General features: G+C 72.2%; 17 protein-coding genes and 1 pseudogene. 8 read left to right on the top strand and 10 right to left on the bottom strand.

Annotated elements, in window-relative coordinates; all coding sequences use genetic code 11:
* Nucleotides 1-102: 102 nt before the first annotated feature.
* Nucleotides 103-2,241 (bottom strand): SpoIIE family protein phosphatase, encoded by a 2,139-nt coding sequence (locus HDC93_RS08055; RefSeq protein ID WP_185008586.1) that lies wholly within the window; start codon nt 2,239-2,241, stop codon nt 103-105.
* 280 nt (nt 2,242-2,521) lie between these two features.
* On the opposite strand from HDC93_RS08055, the gene aspS reads away from it, so the two are divergent.
* Both aspS and HDC93_RS08065 read left to right on the top strand, forming a co-directional pair.
* Nucleotides 2,522-4,285 carry an aspartate--tRNA ligase gene (gene aspS / locus HDC93_RS08060; protein ID WP_184560590.1) on the top strand — a complete coding sequence of 588 codons (1,764 nt, stop codon included), beginning with the start codon at nt 2,522-2,524 and terminating at the stop codon, nt 4,283-4,285.
* Between the two features lie 117 nt (nt 4,286-4,402).
* Complete coding sequence (locus tag HDC93_RS08065) at nt 4,403-5,371, top strand: intradiol ring-cleavage dioxygenase (protein ID WP_185008588.1); 969 nt, start codon at nt 4,403-4,405, stop codon at nt 5,369-5,371.
* A 247-nt stretch (nt 5,372-5,618) separates the two neighbouring features.
* On the opposite strand, the gene HDC93_RS08070 is transcribed toward HDC93_RS08065, so the two are convergent.
* The 4 genes from HDC93_RS08070 to HDC93_RS08085 form a co-directional block, all read right to left on the bottom strand.
* Nucleotides 5,619-6,395 (bottom strand): hypothetical protein, encoded by a 777-nt coding sequence (locus tag HDC93_RS08070; RefSeq protein WP_311774508.1) that lies wholly within the window; start codon nt 6,393-6,395, stop codon nt 5,619-5,621.
* A gap of 214 nt (nt 6,396-6,609) precedes the next feature.
* Complete coding sequence (locus tag HDC93_RS08075; protein ID WP_185008590.1) at nt 6,610-6,975, bottom strand: PH domain-containing protein; 366 nt, start codon at nt 6,973-6,975, stop codon at nt 6,610-6,612.
* A gap of 116 nt (nt 6,976-7,091) precedes the next feature.
* A complete protein-coding gene (gene metG, locus HDC93_RS08080) occupies nt 7,092-8,810 on the bottom strand; it encodes a methionine--tRNA ligase (protein ID WP_185008592.1) in 1,719 nt (572 codons plus the stop codon).
* A 170-nt stretch (nt 8,811-8,980) separates the two neighbouring features.
* On the bottom strand, nt 8,981-11,107 hold the full coding sequence (locus HDC93_RS08085; RefSeq protein WP_185008594.1) for a VWA domain-containing protein: 2,127 nt from the start codon (nt 11,105-11,107) through the stop codon (nt 8,981-8,983).
* A 279-nt stretch (nt 11,108-11,386) separates the two neighbouring features.
* Between HDC93_RS08085 and HDC93_RS08090 the strand changes: the two genes are divergently transcribed.
* Nucleotides 11,387-13,483 carry a PhoX family phosphatase gene (locus tag HDC93_RS08090; RefSeq protein ID WP_185008596.1) on the top strand — a complete coding sequence of 699 codons (2,097 nt, stop codon included), beginning with the start codon at nt 11,387-11,389 and terminating at the stop codon, nt 13,481-13,483.
* Nucleotides 13,484-13,521: 38 nt separating this feature from the next.
* Here HDC93_RS08090 and HDC93_RS08095 read toward each other — a convergent pair.
* From HDC93_RS08095 to HDC93_RS08105, 3 genes and pseudogenes are all read right to left on the bottom strand, one after another.
* Nucleotides 13,522-13,987: pseudogene (locus HDC93_RS08095) on the bottom strand (LysR substrate-binding domain-containing protein); the annotation flags it as partial.
* Nucleotides 13,988-14,037: 50 nt separating this feature from the next.
* Nucleotides 14,038-15,039, bottom strand: coding sequence for an endonuclease/exonuclease/phosphatase family protein (locus HDC93_RS08100; protein WP_185008599.1), 1,002 nt, complete (start codon nt 15,037-15,039; stop codon nt 14,038-14,040).
* 44 nt (nt 15,040-15,083) lie between these two features.
* Entirely contained in the window at nt 15,084-15,893 is an 810-nt protein-coding gene (locus HDC93_RS08105) for an alpha/beta fold hydrolase (RefSeq protein WP_185008601.1), read from the bottom strand.
* Between the two features lie 79 nt (nt 15,894-15,972).
* Between HDC93_RS08105 and HDC93_RS08110 the strand changes: the two genes are divergently transcribed.
* Entirely contained in the window at nt 15,973-17,319 is a 1,347-nt protein-coding gene (locus HDC93_RS08110; protein ID WP_185008603.1) for a PLP-dependent aminotransferase family protein, read from the top strand.
* On the opposite strand, the gene HDC93_RS08115 is transcribed toward HDC93_RS08110, so the two are convergent.
* Both HDC93_RS08115 and HDC93_RS08120 read right to left on the bottom strand, forming a co-directional pair.
* The gene (locus HDC93_RS08115) at nt 17,216-18,184 is read right to left on the bottom strand and encodes a hypothetical protein (protein ID WP_311774509.1); all 969 of its coding nucleotides are present in this window, start codon (nt 18,182-18,184) and stop codon (nt 17,216-17,218) included. The two genes, HDC93_RS08110 and HDC93_RS08115, sit on opposite strands and share 104 nt — an antisense overlap.
* Before the next feature lie 157 nt (nt 18,185-18,341).
* Nucleotides 18,342-18,782, bottom strand: coding sequence for a hypothetical protein (locus HDC93_RS08120; RefSeq protein ID WP_185008605.1), 441 nt, complete (start codon nt 18,780-18,782; stop codon nt 18,342-18,344).
* Nucleotides 18,783-18,903: 121 nt separating this feature from the next.
* Between HDC93_RS08120 and HDC93_RS08125 the strand changes: the two genes are divergently transcribed.
* The 4 genes from HDC93_RS08125 to HDC93_RS38200 form a co-directional block, all read left to right on the top strand.
* On the top strand, nt 18,904-20,121 hold the full coding sequence (locus HDC93_RS08125; protein ID WP_311774510.1) for a PP2C family protein-serine/threonine phosphatase: 1,218 nt from the start codon (nt 18,904-18,906) through the stop codon (nt 20,119-20,121).
* Nucleotides 20,122-20,186: 65 nt separating this feature from the next.
* Nucleotides 20,187-21,248, top strand: coding sequence for a hypothetical protein (locus HDC93_RS08130; RefSeq protein WP_185008608.1), 1,062 nt, complete (start codon nt 20,187-20,189; stop codon nt 21,246-21,248).
* Nucleotides 21,249-21,372: 124 nt separating this feature from the next.
* Nucleotides 21,373-21,708: a hypothetical protein gene (locus HDC93_RS08135; protein ID WP_311774511.1), complete on the top strand. Its 336-nt coding sequence runs from the start codon at nt 21,373-21,375 to the stop codon at nt 21,706-21,708.
* Between the two features lie 3 nt (nt 21,709-21,711).
* A partial coding sequence (locus HDC93_RS38200; RefSeq protein ID WP_311774512.1) for a caspase family protein occupies nt 21,712-22,935 on the top strand: 1,224 nt, incomplete at its 3' end.

Here is a 22,935-nt window from a genome sequence, read left to right on the forward strand (position 1 = left end):
CCGCTACGGCGACCAGGAGCCGTCGCCGGCACCGGAACCGTGACCGGTCAAGCGGCCAGGAGCCACACTGCGCCGTGCGCCGTCCGCTGTGCGTCGAGACCGCTACGGCGACCAGGAGCCGTCGCCCGAGCCGTTCACGGACTCGTACAGCTCGAACCAGATGCTCTTGCCCTCGCCTCGCGGGTCGACGCCCCAGGCGTGCGCGAGCAGTTCGATCAGCACCAGGCCGCGGCCGGAGGACGCCAGCTCCCCGGGTCTGCGCCGGTGCGGCAGGTCGTCGCCGGCGTCGGTGACCTCGATCCGCAGCCGCCGCCCGCCCACGTCGCCCGTGATCTCGGCGACCAGCAGCGCGTCGTGGTCGGTGTGCACGAGGACGTTCGTCAGCAGCTCGGACAGCAGCAGCACCGCCGAGTCGACCTGGTCGGGCGAGGCCCAGTCGTGCAGCAGTTCGCGCAGCTGCTGCCGGGCGACCGCGACCCGCTCGGGCTCGGCCTGCGCGACGGTCAGCACCGAGCGCCGCACCGGAGGCCGTACGGTCATCGCGTCACCGCAGCCACAGCCCCCGCCCTCCCGGCTCAGCAGCAGCATCGCGATGTCGTCCTCGCGGCGGTCCGCCAGCGGGCCGGTGGTGTGGTGCGAGGACGGCCCGTGCACGGCCTGCACCAGGGTGTCGGCGAGTTCCTCCAGATCGCCCTTGTGGTCCTCCAAGAGCCCGCGCAGCCGCCGCCAGCCGGAGTCGAGGTCGTGGCCACCGGTCTCCAGCAGGCCGTCCGTGCAGATCAGCATCGTCTCGCCGGGCTCCAGCGTGAGCCGGGTCGTGGGGTAATCGGCGTCCGGGTCGATGCCCAGCGGCAGACCGCCCGACGTCGGCCGCGTCAGCACCGTGCCGTCGGCCATCCGGATCGCCGGGTCCGGATGCCCGGCGCGGGCGATGTCCAGCACCCCCGTCGCCGGGTCGACCTCGACGTAGACGCAGGTCGCGAAGCGCTCGTCGGCCGGGTCCTCGTCACCGATGCCGTGCAGGAAGCGGGAGGCGCGCGACAGCACCGCGTCCGGCCGGTGGCCCTCCGAGGCGTAGGCCCGCAGGGCGATCCGCAGCTGGCCCATCAACCCCGCCGCCCGCACGTCGTGGCCCTGGACGTCACCGATGACCAGCGCGAACCGCCCGCTGGGCAGGGGGATCACGTCGTACCAGTCGCCGCCGACCTGGAGCCCGCCGCCCGTCGGGACGTAGCGGGCGGCGACGCTCATGCCCGGGATGCGCTGCGGTCCGAGCCTCGGCAGCATCGTGCGCTGGAGCCCGTCGGTCAGGGCCCGCTCGCTCTCGGCCACGCCCGCCCGGGTCAGGGCCTGCGCCAGCATCCGCGCCACCGTCGTCAGCACGGACCGCTCGTCCGGGGTGAACGCGACCGGGTAGGTGAACGCCGCCATCCACGCGCCCATCGTCCGCCCGGCCACGGTCAGCGGCAGGAACGCCCAGGAGCGGCGGCCGAAGCGCTCGGCGAGCGGCCAGGTCAGCGGGTAGCGGGCCTTGTAGTGCTCGGCGGAGGGCAGATAGACGGCCCGGCCCGTCCGCACCACCTCGGCGGCCGGGTAGTCCGTGTCCAGCGGCATGTCCGAGAAGGGGCTCTCGGTGCCCCGCTGCTGCCCGTGGTGGCCGATGATCGTCAGACGGTCGCCCGAGACGCCGAACACCGCCAGCCCGTCCGGCGAGAACCCGGGCATCGACAGATTCGCCGTGACCCGCAGGACCTCCTGGGTGGAGCGCGCCTCCGCCAGGGCCCGGCCCGCGTCCAGCAGGAACGCCTCCCGTGAGCGCCGCCAGTCGCCGGTGACCGCGCTGCGCCCGGCCGGTGTGCCCGGCGTCGGCTCGGTGACCTCCTGGAGCGTGCCGATCAACCGGTACGCCTTGCGGGCGCGGTCGAAGGACGGTTTGGAACGGCTGCGGACGACCCGGACGACCCGGCCCAGCTCGTCCATGATTCGGATCCGGACCTCGGCGAGGGTGCCCTCGGCCACGGCCAGCTGGATCACGCCGGTGATCTCGTTCCAGTCGACCGGGTGCAGCCGGGCCCGGGCCTGGGCCTCCGTGAGGCTGACCTGCTCGGCGGGCAGCCCGAGCAACCGGGCCGCCTCGGCATCGACCGTGACCAGCCCGGTGGCGGTGTCCCAGTGCCACAGGCCGGTCGCGAGGGCGGCGAGGGCCTCCCCCACGGCGGGCAGAGGCTCGCCAGTGCGCATTGCCCTACTTTAGGAAGAGGCCGTCGAACACTGCCACCGATAGCGGACGTGTGCCCGAACGACGGCGCGTGCGTGCTCTACGACCGACTGCGGCGTGCGCGATCACCGATCGACGACCGACTACGGCGTGCCCGATCAGCGACCACCGCGTGCTTCGATCGACAACCACCGCACGCCCCGATCCACAACTGTGGAGAGCCGATCTTCGCCTGCCCGGTACGCTGGGGACGAGTTTCACGTGAAACACAGACCCCGATCAGCGAAGACTGGATGAACGACGATGCATCGGTACAGGTCCCACACCTGCGGCGAGCTCCGCTCCTCTGACGTCGGCAGCGACGTCCGGCTGAGTGGCTGGCTGCACAATCGGCGCGACCTGGGCGGCATCCTCTTCATCGATCTGCGCGATCACTACGGCATCACGCAGCTCGTGGCCCGTCCCGGCACCCCCGCCTACGAGGCCCTCGACAAGCTCTCCAAGGAGTCGACCGTCCGTGTCGACGGCAAGGTCGTCTCCCGGGGCACGGAGAACATCAACCCCGAGCTGCCGACCGGTGAGATCGAGGTCGAGGTCGGCGAGGTCGAGCTGCTCGGCGCGGCCGCCCCGCTGCCGTTCACGATCAACACGGAGGACGGCGTCAACGAGGAGCGGCGCCTGGAGTACCGCTTCCTCGACCTGCGCCGCGAGCGCATGCACCGCAACATCCTGCTGCGCACGTCGGTCATCTCGGCGATCCGCCACAAGATGACGGCGCTGGGCTTCAACGAGATGGCGACGCCGATCCTGTCCGCGACCTCCCCCGAGGGCGCCCGCGACTTCGTCGTCCCCTCCCGTCTGAACCCGGGCAAGTTCTACGCCCTGCCCCAGGCGCCGCAGCAGTTCAAGCAGCTGCTGATGATCTCCGGCTTCGACCGGTACTTCCAGATCGCGCCCTGCTTCCGCGACGAGGACGCCCGCGCCGACCGCTCGCCGGGCGAGTTCTACCAGCTCGACATCGAGATGAGCTTCGTCGAGCAGGAGGACGTCTTCCAGCCCGTCGAGAAGCTCATGACCGAGCTCTTCGAGGAGTTCGGCGGAGGCCGCCACGTCACCTCGCCGTTCCCGCGGATCCCGTTCCGCGAGGCGATGCTGAAGTACGGCTCGGACAAGCCCGACCTGCGCGCCCAGCTCGAACTCGTCGACATCACCGACATCTTCGAGGGCTCGGAGTTCAAGGCGTTCGCCGGCAAGCACGTGCGTGCCCTGCCGGTGCCGGACGTCTCCGGCCAGCCCCGCAAGTTCTTCGACCAGCTCGGCGACTACGCCGTCTCGCAGGGCGCCAAGGGCCTGGCCTGGGTCCGCGTCGCCGAGGACGGCTCGCTGACCGGCCCGATCGCGAAGTTCCTCACCGAGGAGAACGTCGCCGAGCTGACCAAGCGCCTGTCGCTCGCGGCCGGCCACGCGGTCTTCTTCGGCGCGGGCGAGTTCGACGAGGTCTCCAAGATCATGGGCGCGGTCCGGGTCGAGGCCGCCAAGCGTGCCGGGCACTTCGAGGAGGGCGTCTTCCGGTTCTGCTGGATCGTCGACTTCCCGATGTACGAGAAGGACGAGGAGACGGGCGCGATCGACTTCTCGCACAACCCGTTCTCCATGCCGCAGGGCGGCCTGGAGGCCCTGGAGACCCAGGACCCGCTGGACATCCTCGGCTGGCAGTACGACATCGTCTGCAACGGTGTCGAGCTGTCCTCCGGCGCGATCCGGAACCACGAGCCGGAGATCATGCTCAAGGCCTTCGAGATCGCCGGGTACGACCGCGAGACCGTCGAGGAGAAGTTCGCGGGCATGCTGCGCGCCTTCCGCTTCGGCGCCCCGCCGCACGGCGGCATCGCCCCGGGCGTCGACCGCATCGTCATGCTGCTCGCCGACGAGCCCAACATCCGCGAGACCATTGCCTTCCCGCTCAACGGCAACGCCCAGGACCTGATGATGGGCGCGCCGACGGAGCTGGAGGAGGCCCGGCTGAAGGAACTGCACCTGTCGGTGCGCAAGCCGCAGCCGAAGTAGGCGATCTGCCGTGAGTGGCTCGGAACCGTCGCCGGTTCCGAGCCACTTTCGCGTCCAGGGCTCTTACCCAGCCCTCACTCAGGCTCCTGACAGCCGCGCTCCCTAGCTTCCCTTCCCATGACGGGACAGGAGACGGCCCAAGGGCCGAAGCACAAACGGGATCTGACACGCCGCAAGGTCGTCGCCGCGGGCGCCGGTGCGGTGGTGGCGGTGGGTGTCGGCGGTGCGTTCGCGGCGGGCGCCTTCGCCGGCGAGGAGACGACGGCGGCCAAGGGGGAGGCGGCCGGAACCTCCGGTGAGGCCTGCTACAGGCTGACCTCCGAGACGACTGAAGGCCCCTACTACATCGACGCGGACAAGCTCCGCCGGGACGTCACCGAGGACCAGGAGGGCATTCCGCTCACCCTGCGTCTGAAGGTGATCGACTCCGACACCTGCAAGCCCCTCGCCAACGCCGCCGTCGACATCTGGCACTGCAACGCGCTGGGCGTGTACTCCGGGTACGAGTCGATGGGCAGCGGGGGCGGTGGCGGGGGCGGTACGCCTCCCACCGGTGCGCCCTCCGGTACGCCGACCGGGGCTCCCACGGGTGCGCCTGTGGGAGGGGGCGGTGGCGGTGGAGGGCATGAAGAGCCCACCGATGACGAGCGCTACCTGCGGGGCACATGGCGGACTGACAAGAAGGGTGAGGTCGTGTTCCGCACGGTCTTCCCCGGCTGGTACCAGGGGCGTTGCGTTCACATCCACACCAAGGTGCATGTGAACGGCACCTGGACCGACGCGGGCTACGAGGGCGGCACGACCTGCCACACCGGGCAGCTCTTCTTCGACGAGGCGTCCGTGCTCGCCACGGCCGAGGTCGCGCCGTACTCCACCAACACCACGACCCGCACCACCCTCGACGACGACACCATCTACCCGGGCAACGGCACCGAGGGCGGTCTGCTGAAGCTGAACTACAAGAAGGGCGCCATCGCGAAGGGCGTCACCGCCACACTCACCATGGGAGTCGACCCGGAGGCCACGCAGGACGGCACGGGGGACTCCGTCCAGCCGGGTGCGTCGGCCTCGGCGTCCGCGGGCTGAGCCGAGACGGATGGGGCGGACGCCTACGTGGCGTCCGCCCCATATTCACCTACATGGACTTCTTCTCAACCCGTTGACCCGGAACGCGGGCCTCCATAAGGTCCCCTCGAGAACGTGTACGTGATTGCTGTAAATCGCCCATGACTCGCTCCGGTGGAATGCCCAAGCCCATGCTTGTCAGCGTGAACCGGAGCAAGTCGTGCAGTTCCGGTTCGGCGTCCTGATCGTCGATCACGATCGCCCCGGGTCAGGTTTCGGTCCGGTCCGCGGCGGGTGCCGCGTCCTCGACGAAGAGTTCGTCGACGTTCTGCACGTGGGGCGTCCGGTCCAGCCAGCGGTTCAGCAGGTCGAGGTCGGTACAACCGGCGATCTGGTCCCGGGCCTCCTGGGGGACCGAGACGCCTCGTGCTTCGAGGAAGCGGAGGATGGCCTTGGCTTCGCCTCTGGCCTCGCCCTCGAGATAGGCCTTCTCCATCACCGTGCCCCGGCCGGGGAAGTAGTTGACGAACGTCACGATGTCCCTCCATTTGTCTCCGGCGGGGGTGTCCCCGAACGCCGAGTCGAGAAACTGAAAGAAGTAGCTGGCGGCGTTCCAGTCCATCCCTGCGAGGGAACGGCCCAGTGCGTCCAGTATGGCGTCGATGTGGGGGCTGTTGGCGTGAGCCAGAGCGGAGAACACGGCCATCGCCGGCTTCTCCGCCGCCGTCCTCGGATCGGTGATCACCGGGAGGTTGTCCGGTCCGACGACCAAGGGGTACGTCCTCTGGGCGATCCAGCCACGCGTGCCACAGGAGAAGGGGCCGGTCGCCCACTTGGTCGTCGCCCGGTCGCGGCAGACGACGAGCAGGAGGACCGGCAGGCCGTACTTTGCCTGGAGGTAGGAGATGTAGTACGGCCAGCTCGATTCCTTCTTGGTGTCCCTTCTCTCCTGCGCCTCGACCGCGAGCAGAAAGTCCTCCCCGTCGGACGGGCCGATGCGCAGCACGGTGTCGATGTGGCGCGTCAGGGGCCTGGCTTCCGTCACGTCGGTGCCGATCGCTTAGACGGCCGCCTTCTCGGGGAACGCGATGCCCAGCACCCCGAAGACCGGGGAAAGGATCTCAGGCCGCTCCTGAAAGATCCGATGCATGCCTTCATGGGCTGATGTGACCATGTGGGCTATGTAAGTGGGCGCAAGGCCGCATTTCCGGCGTACGGAAGGCGTTCACTCTTTCGAGCTCGGGAGAAACGTTCCTTGGCTACCGCGCCACGAACTGGGTCAGGATCGCCTGGACCTCGTAGATGTCTACGCCCTTGGTGAAGGTCTTCTGGATCGGGAGCTGGGAGCCCGAGAGCCAGATCTTGAGCTCGGCGTCCAGGTCGAAGGTGCCGGCCGTCTCCACCGCGAAGTGGGTGATGCTGCGGTAGGGGACCGAGTGGTACTCGACCTTCTTGCCGGTGATGCCCTGCTTGTCGATCAGGATCAGGCGGCGGTCGGTGAAGAGGATGGTGTCGCGGATCAGCAGGAACGCGGCGTGGACCTGCTCGCCGTGGCCGAGGAGGCGGGCGTAGTCCTGCTGGGCCGTCTGCGGGTTCACGGTGTGCGCGTTGCCGAACAGTGCCATGGAAACCCCCGTGGTGAGTCGCGGCGGCCGGGTGGCCGTCCTCGTGCGATCTTCGCAAACCGCAGGGCCCGGGAGAAGGCTCTCGCCCTCCCGGGCCCTGTGCTGTAGCGAGCGCGTTACGCGGCCGGCTCGCCGCCGAAGCGCTCCTTGTACGACTCCCGGTCCTCGTCCGTGAGCTTGGCGAACAGGACCGGCGGGATGGTGAACGGGGTGCCCGCGGGGACGGAGGTCAGGGAGCGGGCCTCGTCCGGGGTGACCCAGGTCGCCGTGTCGTTCTCCAGGGAGAATGCCTCACGCATCTTCTGCGCCGACGTCGGGATGAACGGCTCGGAGACCACGGCGTAGAGGTGGATCAGGTTCATCGCCGTACGCAGGGTCAGCGCGGCGCCCTCGGGGTTGGTCTTGATCTCCAGCCAGGGGGCCTTCTCCTCCAGGTAGGAGTTGCCCGCCGACCACAGGGCGCGCAGCGCGGCCGCCGCCTTGCGGAACTGGATGGCCTCCATCTGGGACTCGTACTCCGCGAGCAGGCGGGCGATCTCCTCGCCCAGCTTCGCCTCCGCGTCGCCGGGCTCGGCGCCCGCCGGGACCTCCTCGCCGAAGCGCTTCTTGGAGAAGGACAGGACGCGGTTGACGAAGTTGCCGAGGGTGTCGGCCAGGTCCTTGTTCACCGTGGCGGTGAAGTGCTCCCAGGTGAACGACGAGTCGTCCGACTCGGGGGCGTTCGCCATCATGAAGTAGCGCCAGTAGTCGGCCGGCAGGATGTCCAGGGCGTCGTGCGTGAAGACACCCCGGCGCTGGGACGTGGAGAACTTGCCGCCGTAGTAGTTCAGCCAGTTGAAGGCCTTGATGACGTCGACCTTCTTCCACGGGGCGCGGGTGCCCAGCAGGGTCGCCGGGAACATCACGCTGTGGAAGGGGACGTTGTCCTTGCCCATGAACTGCGTGTAGTGGACGTTCGCGTCCGACTCCCACCACCAGGAGCGCCAGTCGCGGTTCTCCGGGTCCTGGTCCGCCCACTCCTTCGTGGCACCGATGTACTCGATCGGGGCGTCGAACCAGACGTAGAAGACCTTGCCCTCCGCGGCGAGGTCCGGCCAGGTGTCGGCGGGGACCGGGACGCCCCAGTCCAGGTCACGGGTGATCGCGCGGTCGTGCAGGCCCTCCGTCAGCCACTTGCGGGCGATGGAGGACGCGAGGACGGGCCAGTTGTCGGCGCGCTCGTCGACCCACGCCTCGACCTCGCCGGCGAGCGCCGACTGGAGGAGGAAGAGGTGCTTGGTCTCGCGGACCTCCAGGTCGCTGCTGCCGCTGATCGCGGAGCGGGCGTCGATGAGGTCGGTCGGGTCCAGGACGCGCGTGCAGTTCTCGCACTGGTCGCCGCGGGCCTTGTCGTAGCCGCAGTGCGGGCAGGTGCCGATGATGTAGCGGTCGGGCAGGAAGCGGCCGTCGGCGATCGAGTACACCTGGCGGATCGAACGCTCCTCGATGAAGCCGTTCGCCTTCAGCTCGCGGGCGATCTCCTGCGTGATCTCGTGGTTCTGCGGGGAGGAGCTGCGGCCGAAGTAGTCGAAGGCCAGGTTGAAGCCGTCGTAGATCGCCTTCTGCTGGTGGTGCGCGTCCGTGCAGAACGCGTCCACGGGGACGCCCTGCTCCTTGGCGGCGAGCTCCGCGGGGGTGCCGTGCTCGTCCGTCGCGCAGATGTAGAGGACCTCGTGGCCGCGCTGGCGCAGGTACCGGGAGTAGACGTCCGCCGGGAGCATGGACCCCACCATGTTGCCCAGGTGCTTGATCCCGTTGATGTACGGAAGGGCGCTGGTGATGAGGTGTCGAGCCATCGCGGGCTGCTCCCAAGTCGCTACGTGGGGTGACGATCTCGTGGTCTCGGTCGTCTACGGAACCTTGAAATCGTAGCTGACATGGGTACACCGCCCGCCTCCCCTTTTGCGGGGTGGGACGCGGGCGGCGTGGGGCGGGGCGGGTGGGCGGTGCCGGTGGGGCCGGAGGGCTACGGGCGCCAGTTCGCCAGTACGCCCTCGTAGAGCTCCTTGTCCGTGAGCTCGCGGGGGGTTTCGCCGGCGAGGAAGTGGGACGTGTTGGGCGTCTTGAGCTTGCGGAGGTAGTCGAAGGCCTTGTTCTCCGGGTCTCCGAAGGCGACGAAGGAGAAGAAGACGGTGGGGTGGGTCTTGGCGGCGTCGGTGAGGGCTTGGGTGGCCGGGGTCTTCGCGTCCGGGGCGCCGTCGGTCTGGAAGATCACGAGGGTGGGGGTGGCGGGGTCCGTCTCGGTCTTGCCGTGGTGGGCGAGGACCGCCTCGACTGCTGCGTGGTAGCTGGTACGGCCCATGCGGCCGAGGCCCGCGTGCAGGTCGTCGATCTTGTTCTCGTGGTCGGAGAGGGTGATCTCGCCGGTGCCGTCGAGTTCGGTGGAGAAGAAGACGACCGGGACGGTTGCCTCGGGGTCGAGGTGGGCGGCGAGGGCGAGGGTCTGCTCGGCGAGGGCCTGGGCGGAGCCGTCCTTGTAGTACGGGCGCATGGAGGCGGAGCGGTCGAGGACGAGGTAGACCTTGGCGCGGGTGCCGGTGAGGCTGTGGGCGTCGAGTGTGGTGGTGGCAGCCTTGTAGGCGGTGGTCAGGCCCGGGGCGCGGGTCTTGACGCGGGTGAGGGGGAGGGCGGGGCCGGCCTTGGTCTTCGGGCCGGTGCCGGGCTTCGGGTCGGTCTCGGGCTTCGGGTCGGTCTCGGGCTTCGGGTCGGCCTCGGCCTGGGGCTCCGCGTTCGGTGCGGGCTTCCGCTTCGGCTCGGGCTTGGGCTCGGCCTCGGCCTGGGGCTCCGCGTTCGGTGCGGGCTTCCGCTTCGGCTCGGGCTTGGGCTCGGCCTCGGGTTTCGGGTTTGCGCCGGCTGCGGGCTTGGCCGCCTCGGCTTCGCCTTCGGCGGTCTTGTTCCCGCCCGCACCACCCGTGCTGCTCTCGTCGTCGGGTGCGGGTGGCCCCTGTGGGGCCTGGTCGCCGTCGGCGGCAGCGGGTTCGAGGGCGGCTGCCTCGGCTGCGGCCTTCGGCTCGGCCGTCCTGGTGGTCTTGGTCTTTGCGGCGGCCTTCGGTGCGGCTTCGGCCTTCGACTCGATTTCCTTCGCGGCCTTGGCGTCTGCCTCGGCCTTCGGCTCAGCCGTCTTCTTCGCGGCCTTGGTCTTCGGCGCGGCCGTCTTCTTCGCGGCCTTGGCCTCCGCGTCCGTCGGTGCCGTGGTCTCGGGCTTAGTCTCGGCCTCCGCGTCCGTCGGTGCCGCGGTCTCGGGCTCCGCTTCGGCCTTCGCGTCCGTCGGTGCCGCGGTCTCGGGCTTAGTCTCGGCCTTCGCGTCCGTCGGTGCCGCGGTCTCGGGCTCCGCTTCGGCCTTCGCGTCCGTCGGTGCCGCGGTCTCGGGCTCCGCTTCGGCCTTCGCGTCCGTCTGTGCCCTGGGCTCCTCCGCCGGGGCGGCCTTCGGCTTCTCGGCCGGCTCGGTGGCCGCGGTCGGCTCGGCCTCCTCGGAGAGTTCCTCCACCGGCGCCGGCTTCTCCGCCGTGGCCTCGTCCGTCGGCGTCGGCTCCTCGGTGACCGGAGCCGTCTTCGTCTCTGCCTCTGTCGGCTCCTCGGTGACCGGAGCCGTCTTCGTCTCTGCCTCTGTCGGCTCCTCGGTGACCGGAGCCGTCTCCGACTTCGCCTCCGTCGCCTTCTCCTCGACGGCCGGGGCCTCGGCAGCAGCCGCCTTCTCGACGGCCGACTCCGCGACAGCGTCCGGCTTCGCCTCAACCGTCGGCTTCGCCTCAACCGTCGGCTTCGCCTCAGCCGTCGGTTCCTCGGCGGTAGCCGTCTTCTCCTCCGTCGGTGCGCTCTCCGTCGAGTCGGCGGGGCGCGGGACCGCGACCTTGTCGAAGGCCGCCGACACGAGGTCGTGTTCGTCGTCGCGAGGTTCGGGGACGTTCGCCGTCGGGCCCGGAGTGGGTTCCGGGGAGGGGGACGGGACCCTGGGGGGCGCCGCAGGTGCCGTCGGAGTGTCCTCGGAGGTCGTCGGTTCGGTCGGCGTGGTCTGCGCCGCACCCTCCGCCTCGGCGGTTTGTGACTTGCGGGATCGTCCGAACGCGTTCCGCAACCGAGTGAGAATGCCCATGTGCGCGCAACCCTTCGCGTGAGTTGAAGCCCGTCAATCCCTGGCCAGGACGGACACGTAAGGTTAGCGGCCCTCCTGTGCGATCTTGGGCAGGGTCTGGTGTGCCAGGTTCACCTTGTCAAGGGGACATCCGGCCCGCACGGGTGTCGACGCTCTGAATCGCCACAATCCCCTTACGTCACCCGTGGGTTCAACCGTTGTTCACCTGGGCGCCCGGCTGTCGCACAAATGCACCCTTACGGTCACGCTGACACCAAGGGCATCCATAGGGAGAGTAAAGTGCGCAAGCTGCTGCCGTTGATCGGAACACCGTCCGGTTCGCACCCCGGCGGCAGGTCCGCCATGACCTGTCGTTTCCGGTGTGGTGACGCCTGCTTCCACGAGGTGCCCAACACCAGCTCCAACGAGTACGTCGGTGACGTGATCGCCGGCGCGATCGGCCGCCGGTCGATGATGCGTGCCGCGGCCGTGGTGACGGTGGCCGCCACGGGGGCGGGTGCCGCCGGTGTCGTACAGGCTCCGCGGGCCGCCGCCGCCCCGGCCACCGGCGCCCCGTCCGCCGCTGCCGCCTCCGAGGCCGCCCGGCGCAAGACCAAGGGCGCGCGGGGGCTGCGCTTCGCGCCCGTCGCGCCCAACACCGCCGACGCCGTGACCGTGCCGGACGGGTACCGGCAGAACGTCGTCATCCGCTGGGGCGAGCCCATCCTGCGCGGTGCGCCCGCCTTCGACCCGGAGAAGCAGACCGCGAAGGCCCAGGCCGCGCAGTTCGGGTACAACTGCGACTTCCTCGCCCTGCTGCCGCTGCCCGGGGAGCGCGGCCGGCAGCTGCTCGTCGCCAATCACGAGTACACCGACGAGATCCTGATGTTCCGCGGGTACGACGCCGCCGACCCGACCCGTGAGCAGGTCGAGGTCGCCTGGGCCGCGCACGGGCTGTCCGCCGTCGTGGTGGAGGAGGACCGCAGGAGCGGCAAGCTCACCGCCGTCCCCCGGCATCAGCTGAACCGGCGGGTCACCGCCACCACCGCGTTCCGGCTCACCGGGCCCGTCGCCGGTTCCGAGCTCGTGAAGACTTCCGCCGACCAGACCGGCACCAAGGTGCTCGGCACCCTCAACAACTGCTCCGGCGGCGTCACCCCGTGGGGCACGACCCTGCACGGCGAGGAGAACTTCAACCAGTACTTCGCCAACGGCGGCCGGGCGACCGACAAGCGCTACGGGATCGGCACCGGGGCGTCCGAGCGGAAGTGGGAGCGGTTCGACAAGCGGTTCGACGTCGCCCGGGAGCCGAACGAGGTGCACCGGTTCGGATACGTGGTGGAGTTCGATCCGTACGACCCCGAGTCCACGCCTCGTAAGCACACCGCTCTCGGGCGGTTCAAGCACGAGGCGGCCACCGTGCGGCTCACCCACGACGGGCGACCGGTCGTGTACTCCGGCGACGACGAGCGGTTCGACTACTTCTACAAGTTCGTCGGCAGCAAGCGGATGAAGCACGGCACCTCCCGTTCCGTGCGTGAGCACAACCTCTCCCTGCTCGACGAGGGCACGCTGTACGTCGCCAAGCTCACCGGTGACTCCCCCGCCCTGGAGATCGACGGCACGGGCAAGCTGCCGCAGGACGGCGAGTTCGACGGGAGCGGCGAGTGGATCCCGCTCGCCACCGCCACCGCCGAGGGCGCCGTCTCGCACGTGGACGGGATGAGCGCCGAGGAGGTGTTCGTCTTCACGCGGCTCGCCGGTGACAAGGTGGGGGCGACCAAGATGGACCGCCCCGAGGACATCGAGCCCAACCCGGTGACCGGCAAGGTCTACGTCGCGCTGACCAACAACACCAACCGGGGCGTCGGCTCCAACGCCAAGGCGGACGAGGCCAACCCGCGCAACGCCAACAAGCACGGCCACGTGCTGGAGCTCACCGAGCGGTGGAACCGGCCCGAGAGCACCCGGTTCGCCTGGTCGCTGTTCCTGGTCGCCGGTGACCCGGACGACCCCGCGACCTACTTCGCCGGGTTCCCGAAGGACGCCGTCAGCCAGATCTCCTGCCCGGACAACGTGGCCTTCGACCCCCACGGCAACCTGTGGATCTCCACCGACGGTGCCCAGCTCGGCTCGCACGACGGGCTGTTCGGCGTGGCGACCCGGGGCGAACGGCGCGGTGAGCTCAAGCAGTTCCTGACCGTGCCGAAGGGTGCCGAGACCTGCGGTCCGATCATCCAGGACCGGCGCGTCCTCGTCTCCGTGCAGCACCCGGGCGAGATCGACGGTGCGTCCGTGGAGAAGCCGGCCAGCGCCTGGCCCGACGGTCCCGGCACGTACGTCCGGCCGGCGGTCGTGGCCGTGTGGCGTGCCGACGGGCGCGACATCGGCGTCTGAGTCACCTGGCGGCAGCCGATCGGCCTGGCGACAGCCGTTCAGGGAAGGGCCGGGCTCGGGGGTCTGAACGGGCCCCCGGGTGCCGGCCCTTCCCGCTCCAGCCACTCCCGGTAGGCCGGGGCCTGCCGGGCCACCTCCCCGTACGCCTCCTCCAGTGCGGGGTGGACGCCGTCGAGGTCGGTCTCCGTGCGGGCGGCGGCGAGCAGCCGTACGCCGAGCGGGTCGCCCTTGATGCGGCGTACCGCCATGTCGGGGCGGGGGAGTGCGGGTCGGCTGGCGGACGGTGACCACCTCGCCGGTCGCGACCAGGGCGTCGGCCGTGTGGTAGTCGCCGTGCAGGACGTGCGGGCTGACGCGGGCGGCGCGGAACATCCCCTGGACGGCGTCCCGTTCGCCGTCGACCGTGGGGTCGATCATCCAGCGGTCGCCGGCCAGGTCGGCGAGGTCGACCTCCTGCTTCACCGCCGCCGGATGGTCGACGGGCAGGGACACGCACTGCGGTTCGCCGCTGCTGCGCGGGGCGGCCGTATCCGTGTGCGCGCAGAGGCGCCGGGTCAGCGGCGCTCGTGCAGAGTGAGGTCTGTGACGACCGCGCGGTGGTCGGTGTCGGCCAGGTCCAGGATGCGGGTGCGGCTCGCCCCGAAGTCCTCGGACACCAGGACGTGGTCGATCTGCGCGCCGAGCGTGGGTGCCGTCCGGGCCGGCCAGGTGGCCGTGCGGTCGGCGCCGTCCAGGCGGGAGGCGTCGCGCAGGCCGGTGTCGAGGATGCGGCGGAAGGCGGCGTGGTCCTGGGAGGCGTTGAAGTCGCCGGCCAGGACCAGCGGGATGCCCGGGTCGGCGCGCGCCGCGTCGCGCAGGGCGTCGAGCTCCCGGCGCCAGAGGTCCACCTGGCCGGGCAGCGGGGGCATGGGGTGGGCGAGTTGCAGCCGTACGGCGTGCCCGTCGACATCGGCGACCGCCCCGGGCATGCCCAGCGAGCCGCGCACGCCCTCGGTGGGGCGGAGCGGGAAGCGGCTGAGGATGACGGAGCCCTCGGAGCCGCCGCCCTCCACGGCCCGGCGGTGCGGATAGTCCGGGGAGAGGTCCCGCTTCAGCAGCGCGTCGCATTCGTAGTCGCACTCCGCCACGAAGACCACATCCGGCTTCTCGCGGCGGACGGCGGTGACGAGGGACGCGGTGCCCTGGCCGAACTCGACGTTGGAGGTCAGCACGCGCAGTTCGGCGACCGGCCGGCCCGAGGGGTCGTCGGTCTTGCCGTACGGCTCGATGAACCAGGCCAGCAGGCCGAGCAGGACCACGCCCCACACCGTCCCGAGCCACCAGCGGGACAGCAGCGTGAGCAGCAGCCCGGCGGCGGTGGGGACGAGCAGCCAGGGGAGGAAGGCGAGGAGCTGGGGGACGGGGGTGATGCCGTCGCTGTCGGCGGCCCGGCAGCCGGCGACCACGCTCACCCCCGTGAACAGCAGGCCGGCACACCAGGCGCCGAACCGCCGTCCGGGCGGGCGGTGCTCGCGCCCGTCGTCCCTGGCGGTCCACTCGGCAGCGGCGGTGTCCAAGGCCCGGCCTTCCGTTTCGCGGGGTGGGATGCCCGAATCCTCCCTCAAAGACGGGGCGGGGCGGAGGAAGGTTGCCGGGCATCGACCCGGGCCAGGAATTCCTCCAGCGCGGCGTCGAACACCTCCGGCCGTTCCAGGTTGGGCATGTGGGCCGCGCCGTCGACGATGTGCAGCTCCGCGTCCGGGAGGGCCGCGTGCAGGGCCAGGGCGTCGGAGACGGGCGTGAAGGTGTCGTCGGCTCCCACGACCACCAGGGCCGGGACGCAGACGCGCGGCAGCAGCAAGACGTAGTCGGGGCGGCGGGCACGGGCGCGCAGGGCCGCGGCGGCGCCCTCGGGGGCGGTGGCGGTCATCATGCCGTGGACGTGCGCCTTGACCTCGGCGGAGGCGTAGGGGGCGACCATCCGCTCCAGGACCTCGTCGGCGTAGCCACGCATGCCCTCGGCGAGGAGGCGGTCCGCCATGGCGTCGCGGGTGCGCACGCCCTCGGGGGTCTCCGCCGCCGGGAAGGTGTCCGCGAGGACCAGGCCGCGGACGCGCTCGGGGAAGAGGCGGTAGCAGTCCATGACGATCTGCCCGCCCATCGACAGGCCCGCCAGGACGAACGACTCCACCTTCAGCTCGTCCAGCAGGGCCTCGATGTCCCGGGCGAATCCCGAGAAGTCCGGGACGGCCGGGGTCGTGGGGGAGGCGCCGTAGCCGCGCAGGTCGGGAGCGACGACACGGCGGGTACCCGGGAACCTCTCGAGTTGCGGGGCCCACATCGTGCGGTCGAAGGGGTGGCCGTGGACGAGAACCAGGGGTACCCGATGCGTGTCGGGTCCTTTGTCCTCGTATGCGAGGAAGGGTGCCATGGTGTCGACCCTAGGCCGCCCAACTACTCGGTGCAATAAGATCTTTGCTCTCGGTGCAATTCAAGGGGGAGACCGGCCGATGAGTGACTACCGGCGCATCGCCGACCGCATCGCCGACGACATCGCCACCGGGCGGCTGCGGCCGGGGCAACGGCTGCCGCCGCAGCGGGCGTTCGCACGGCGGCGGGGCATCGCCCCGTCGACGGCCGGGCGGGTGTACGGCGAACTCGTGCGGCGCGGGCTGGTCGTCGGGGAGGTCGGGCGCGGCACCTTCGTACGGGCCGCACCGGACGGCCCGGCGGGGCGGGCGCTCATCGAGCCCGGCCCGGCCGCCACACCCGTCAACCTGGAGCTCAACTACCCTTCCGCGCCCGGCCAGCCGGAGCTGCTCGCCCCCGTCCTCGCGCCGCTGCTGCGCCCCGACGTGCTGGCCGAGGCACTGTTACCGGCCGCCGCGACCGGCACCGAGGCCGCCCGGGAGGCCGCGGCCACGCTGCTCATCACCCCGGGCTGGCGCCCCGCTCCGGAGCGGCTGCTGTTCACGGGCAACGCCCGGCAGGCCATCGCCGCCGTGCTGGCCTCGCTGGTCCGGCCGGGCGGCCGGGTCGGGGTGGAGCAGCTGACGTATCCGCTGGTCAAGGAGATCGCGGAGCGGCTCGGCATCACGCTGGTGCCGCTGGCCGGGGACGCGTCCGGGCTGCTCCCGGAGGCCGTGGCGGCCGCGCACCGCTCGGCGCCGCTGTCCGCCCTCTACGTGCAGCCGACCCTGCACAACCCGACGTCCCTGACGACGACCCGGCCGCGGCTGCTGCAACTCGCCCAGCTGGTCCACGACCTGAACCTGCCGGTGGTGGAGGACCGCATCTGGTCCTTCCTCCGGGAGTCCGGTGATCCGCTCGCCGCGCACGCCCCGGCCCTCACCCACGTCGTCGACGGGCTCTCCAAGCGGGTCGCACCGGGGCTCACCGCCGGGTTCCTCGTCGTGCCGCCGCACCGGGTCGCCGCCGTGGCCCGGGCCGTGCGGTCGGGCGGCTGGAGCGCGGGACGGTTCGCGCTGGAGGCGGCCGTGCGATGGGCCGGGGAGGGGACGGTGGCGCGGCTGGTGGCGGCCAAGCGGGCCGACGCGGCACGGCGGCAGCGGATCCTCGCCGAGGAACTGGCGGGCTTCACCGTACGGTCCGACCCGGGTGCCTACTTCGCCTGGTGGGAGCTGCCCGCACCGTGGCGCGCGGACACCTTCACGGCCGCCGCCGCGGCCCACGGCATCGCCGTCACACCCGGCCCCGCCTTCGCCGTCGCCCCCGGGCACACGCCCGACGCCGTCAGGCTCGGGCTCGCGTCGGCTCCGGAACCGGATCTGCGACGGGCACTGCGGACCCTCGCCCACGTCGCCGCGCGGCGAGCCGGGGACCGTACCGGCCCGTGACCCAGGCGCCGGCCGCCACCGCCAGGCCCAGCAGGCACAGCAGCCAGGACACCGTGCGCAGGGTGGCGGTGAGGGCGTCGTAGACCGCGCCCGCGGCCGGGCGGTGCAGGGCGTCGGGCAGGTCGGCGAGGGTGAGGCGGCGGCCGATCGCCACGGCGAGGACCAGCAGCGCGCCGCCCAGGGCCGTGCCCAGCCCGAGGGCGGTGACCGCGCGGCGGCGGCACGCGGCGACGGCGATCGCGGCGACCGCGAGGACGGCGGCGGCGAGCGGCAGCCAGAAGGCGGCGGTCTCCAGCACGTGGTACCCCTTGCGCAGTCGGTCCACGTCCTCGGCCGCAAGCACCGGGATCCGCGTGTGCGTGACCGGGATGCGATGGGCGAACGGCACGTGGTCGTCGGAGAATTGCTGCTTGACCCGGGCGATGACAGGAGCGGCGTCGACGGTGACCGGGGCTCCGCGGGTCCCGTCGTCGCGCAGGGCGCGCAGCACCGCGTCGTGCACGGCCCGGTTCGCCGCGTCCCAGGCCGCGCGGTAGGCCTCGGTGCGGGTGAAGGAACGGGCCGCGTCGTGCACGAAGGGCCCGGCCGTCCCGCGCAGCGGGCCGGTGTCGGCCTCGCGCCCGGCCTGCCGCATGACGCCCTCCCCCATGGCGTCCGCGACCGCGCGCCGCACGTCCGGGTCGGCGGCGAGCGGCGCCATCGTCCGCACGTAGCGGCCGGTGTCGGTGAGCCCGTGGGCCGCCCAGGACGCGAGCGCCCCGAACGGCACGAGCAGGCACGCGAGGGTGAGCAGAACGGCCGACAGGACGTTCCGCGCTCGTGGGGGCGCCTTCTCCGGTCGGGGCGCCAGGTCGCGCTCGGACACCCTTCCAGGCAACGGGCCCCGGGCCGGGCCCGCGAGCGCTGCGACGCCCTCCGCCGACCCGTCCGCCGCGCCGATGGGCACTCCACCTGCCAGAAGCGGCGCCGGACGCCCCCGGTGCCGGGCTCCCCCGAACGGGTGCCCCGGTCCCCTTCCGGCCTCAGCCGATGCGCCGGCCCGCGGCGTCCTCGTGCGTGTAGTAGCGGTAGAACACCATCGCGAGGACGCTCGCCCCCACCGCGAGCCCCAGGCCGCTGGAGCTGAGCACGGACGCACCGGACTGGCTGTACAGGAAGCCGGTCGCACCGCCCGCGAAGACGAACCAGCACACCGCGTGCAGTTCGCGGCGCAGCAGCGGCGCCACCGCGCACACGGCGGCGAACAGCACGGCGAACACGAGCGCCGTGACGAACCCGAACAGCAGGTTCCAGCCCGTGATGGGCCCGGCGTCGCGCCGGATGGCGGCGGCCCAGTAGCCGTAGGTGAGCCCGAGCACGATGGGCAGGCCCACCTTCACGGCGAGGTGGGTCCGCGCGCCGAAGACGTCGGGCCGGCGCCGTGGCGTGATCATCCTGCGTGAGGCGGGTGCCGCATGAGCCATGACAGCTCTCCTCTCTGTCCCTGCCCCTGGATCCAGGGCACACCTGCGGACAGCCCCTGGCAAGTCGGCGGTACGGGGGGAACGGGATGCGCCCGCCTCGGGCCCGTGTTTCGCTGGGGCCGTGAGCCGCCACCGCGAGGGGCACGGTCCGCTCGTCCGGCACGCGCGGGCCGGGCGCCGTGACGTCGTGCGGCGGCAGGAGCTGCTGCGGGTGCGGGGCCGCAGCGTGGCCTGGGTGCCGCCACTGCTGCTGCTCGTCGCCATCGCCGTGGCCGACTACCACACCATCGGCGAGTTCCGCATGATCTCCTGGATCGTGCTGGTGCCGGCCATCGCCGCCTCGATCTGCGGGGTGTGGGGCACGGCCCTCTTCGCCCTCCTGTCCCTGGTGACGTACGTCGTCGCCGACAGCACCTGGCCGCACGAATACCGGGCGGGCCGCGCCGACTTCGTCCTCGTCGCCCTCGGCGGCATCCTCGCCACCCTGGCCTGCGCGATCCGCGTGCGCGACGAGAACCGCGCCCTGCACATGAGCGACGTCACCGACACCGTCCGCCGTACCGTGCTGCGCCCCCTGCCGCCCGGCTGGGGCGGCCTCGACCACGCCGGTGTGTACCTCACCGCCGACGCCCAAGCCCGCGTCGGCGGCGACTTCTACGACATCCAGCCCGGCCCGCACGGCACATGGGTGCTGGTCGGCGACGTGCAGGGCAAGGGCCTGGGGGCGGTGGAGGCGGCGGCCGCGCTGCTCGGCACGTTCCGTGAGGCCGCGTACCACGAGAGCGAGCTGGTGACGGTCGCCGAACGGCTGGAGACGCGGATGGTCCGGCACCGCGGGCACACCGTCGCCCTGGGCCGCTCCGACGGCGACCGGTTCGCCACGGCCGTCCTGCTCGGCTTTCCCGACGACGAGCGGGAGGCGGTGGACGTCCTGCTGTTCGGGCACGATCCGCCGCTCGCCGTCGGGCCGGGCGGGGTGCGCACCCTGTCGGCCGGGGCCGGGCTGCCGCTCGGCTGCCGGGACCTCGCGCCCGGGCCGCCCCGGACCCGGCGGTGGCGGGTCGCCGCCGACGAGACGCTGCTGCTGGTGACGGACGGCGTCACCGAGGCCCGGGACGGCACCGGCGCGTTCTATCCGCTCGCCCACGAGGTGACCCGGGCCGTCGCCGAGGACCCCGGCACCGCCGAACCGGCCCGCCTCGCCGCCTTCGTACGGGACGGCACACTGCGGCACTGCGGCGGGCGCCTGGGCGACGACACCACGGTGTTCGCCGTCCGCAGGAGAGCCGGCGGCGGGCCCGGGGGCGAAGCCCCCGAAGGCGGACGTCTGCGGTCCTGAGACCCACCTTTGCAGCCGCAGCGGTTACGGTGCTGACGTACGTGATCGACACAGGGGGTGGGGCCATGCCCGGAACGGTGCTGCTGCTGGCGGCCTCGCCGGTGGGCAGGGGGCGCCTGGTGGACGCCGCCTCGGTGCTCCCCGTCCTCGCGGCCGTGGCGCCCGCGGTGCTGTCCGGCACCGACACCGCGAACGTCGTCGAACTCGCCGACCCGCTGGAGCCGCAGGCTGTCCTCACCCGGCTGCGCGCCGCCGCCGCGGCCCCCGGGCCCCTCACCGTGTACGTCACCGGGCAGCTCCAGCTCGACCGCCGGCAGCGCCTGCCCCACCTGGCGCTGGCCCGCACCACCGCCTCCACCGCCCGCTACACGGCCTTCCCCTGGCACTGGTTCCGGGAGGAACTGCGGCTCAGGCCGGCCGGCGCCACGACCCTCCTGCTCGACCTGCACGCCGACGCCGAGACCTGGGAGCTGCTGCGGAGCACCCCGCTGGACTCGGGGCGCGGCAACGCCGTTCACGGTCGCATCGCGCCCCCGCCCTCCAGACGCACGGTCGCGGCCCCGGCGTACATGAGGGCCGTCGCGACGATCCTGCGCAGCGGATTCCGTCCGCCCGTCGAGCAGTTGCACCAGCAGGCGCTGACCCGGATCGCGCCGGAGAGCGCGGGCACGGACCTGGTGCTGAGCACGCCCGGCCCGACGGGCGGGGATCCGCATGCCGCCATCTCCGCCGCCGTCCAGTCCGGCCGGCACCCGGACGCCGACGCGCTCGCCGCCCGGCACGAGCAGGCCGCCGTCATCGCGCACGGGCCCGCGTCCGAAGAGGCCCTGCACTGGGCCGAGGTACGGGCCGACCTGGCGATGTTCGCCGGGGACGCCGCCCGCAGCTGCCGCACCTGGCTGATGATCGCCACCGCCCGTCTGAACGCCGGGCAGGCGCCGGACGCCCCCGCCGTCGAGGCCGCCGTGGACCGGGCCCACCACCAGTGGGGTCAGGTCAACGACACCGCCCCCGCCCGTGAACTGGGCGTCGCGCTCGCCGCGTTGCGCGGGCGGGTGCCCGGGCGGCGCGAAGGAGCACTGGACCATGTGCAGCGTCAGCTCAGGCAGTTGCAGACCCAGGGCTGAGGCGCGTGCGCCGTGTGCGCGTGGCGTGAAGGGGGCGTGCCATCGCTTTCGCCGGTCACGTCACGGGTCTGCCGCCGGGGCCTGACCCGGTGTCATGATGTCGGACATGACAGAGGGGGACCAAGTGGCTGTCTCAGGCGTGCGCGTCCGGCTGGGCGCCGGCGCGACCGTGGACGACGTCAGAGCTCTGAAGACGTGGCTGGAGCGCGAGGAGCCGCTGGAGGAGCTGCTCTCCGGCCAACACCTGCGCATCGAGGAGCAGACCGGCACGGACGGCACCCCGGGACGCCTCGGGCCCGACCTCGAGCTCGTGATGAAGATCCTCGGCGACGTCGTCACGGTCGCGGCGCTCACCGAGTACACCGCCCGCGCGGTGAAGACCTGGACGAACAACCGCCGTCGGCTGCAGGGCGGCGATCCCGATCCGCAGATCCGCCCACTGGACCCCGACGGGGAGTAGGCGGTGAGCCGCTTCGACCCGCGCGGCAAGGCGAACCGGGCGCTGCTGGCCGGTGTGTCCGAGTACGACCACACGGCACCGGATCCCCAGGGCGTGGCCGGTCAGCTCCCGGCCGTGCGGCACAACCGGACCACACTCGAGGACGCGCTGCACCGGGGCGGGGTGTTCGGCGCGGGCGAGGTACGGACCCTGGCCTCGCCGGCCCCGGACGACCTCACGGGCGCGCTGCGCCGCGCCTGCCGCGAGGCCAGAGGGCTGCTGCTGCTCTACTTCGCCGGGCACGCCGTCACCTCCACCTCCGGCAGCGAACTGCACCTCCAGATGCGCACCGCGCGGGTGCTCACGGGCCACGGGCTGCCCGGCTCGGTGAGCTTCAGCCAGGTGCTGGGCGAGCTCGCCGAGAGCAACGCCGAGCAGGTGGTGGTGATCCTCGACTGCTGCTATGCGGGCAACGCCGCGGGGATCTGGCACCGCTTCGACGATCCGAAGCGCAAGAAGCACAAGATCCTGCTGCTGATGAGCGTGCAGCCCAACCGCTGCATCCTGGGCGGGGACGCCGACGTGGCGACACCCTTCACCCGCGAACTCACAGGTGCCCTCGACGCGGGCGGCGAGGTGTGGCTCTCCGGGCTGTACGCCGCGGTGAAGGAGCGGATGGCCGCGGCGAAGTACCGGGCGGAGGACGACGATCCGCAACGGCCGCAGGCGCTGGCACCGCCCTGGGACCCGGAGGCGGACGTGCTGCTGGCGGCGGGCCCTGCGGTGCCCCCGCCCCCGCCCCCGCCCCCGCCCGCGGGCGAACCCTGGTTCCCCCGATTACGGGCTCTGCTCACCCGCGGCGCCGGGGGGATCGGTGAGCGGGAGGTCGGTACGGGGGAGGCCGGTGGGTCGGGGGTCCGTGCCGGGGAGACCGATGGGCGGGAGGCGGATCTCCCGACCGCCGGTGCGGGGAAGGCCGGTGGGTGGGAGGCCGGTGTCCCGGGGGCCGGGATCGGGGGCGGTGCTGGGGAGGCTGGTGCCCGGAAGGCCGGTGTCGGGGAGGCGGATGTCCCGAACTCCGGTGCGGGGAGGGCCGGTGGGCGGGAGGCCGGTGCCCCGGGGGCCGGTGCCCCGGGGGCCGGGACCGGGGCCGGGGGCGGTGCTGGGGAGGCTGGTGCCCGGAAGGCCGGTGTCGGGGAGGCGGATGTCCCGAACTCCGGTGCGGGGAGGGCCGGTGGGCGGGAGGCC

The sequence above is a fragment of the Streptomyces sp. AK010 genome, from assembly GCF_014207295.1.
Taxonomy (GTDB): domain Bacteria; phylum Actinomycetota; class Actinomycetes; order Streptomycetales; family Streptomycetaceae; genus Streptomyces; species Streptomyces massasporeus.

Coding starts and splice junctions, on each gene's coding strand:
- HDC93_RS08075 (WP_185008590.1), bottom strand. CDS start 6,975: ATGGCACTGTTCGGCAACGCGCACACCGTGAACCCGCAGACGGCCCAG.
- HDC93_RS08055 (WP_185008586.1), bottom strand. CDS start 2,241: ATGCGCACTGGCGAGCCTCTGCCCGCCGTGGGGGAGGCCCTCGCCGCC.
- HDC93_RS08065 (WP_185008588.1), top strand. CDS start 4,403: ATGACGGGACAGGAGACGGCCCAAGGGCCGAAGCACAAACGGGATCTG.
- HDC93_RS08120 (WP_185008605.1), bottom strand. CDS start 18,782: ATGGCTCATGCGGCACCCGCCTCACGCAGGATGATCACGCCACGGCGC.
- HDC93_RS08105 (WP_185008601.1), bottom strand. CDS start 15,893: ATGGCACCCTTCCTCGCATACGAGGACAAAGGACCCGACACGCATCGG.
- HDC93_RS08110 (WP_185008603.1), top strand. CDS start 15,973: ATGAGTGACTACCGGCGCATCGCCGACCGCATCGCCGACGACATCGCC.
- HDC93_RS08085 (WP_185008594.1), bottom strand. CDS start 11,107: ATGGGCATTCTCACTCGGTTGCGGAACGCGTTCGGACGATCCCGCAAG.
- aspS (WP_184560590.1), top strand. CDS start 2,522: ATGCATCGGTACAGGTCCCACACCTGCGGCGAGCTCCGCTCCTCTGAC.
- metG (WP_185008592.1), bottom strand. CDS start 8,810: ATGGCTCGACACCTCATCACCAGCGCCCTTCCGTACATCAACGGGATC.
- HDC93_RS08130 (WP_185008608.1), top strand. CDS start 20,187: ATGCCCGGAACGGTGCTGCTGCTGGCGGCCTCGCCGGTGGGCAGGGGG.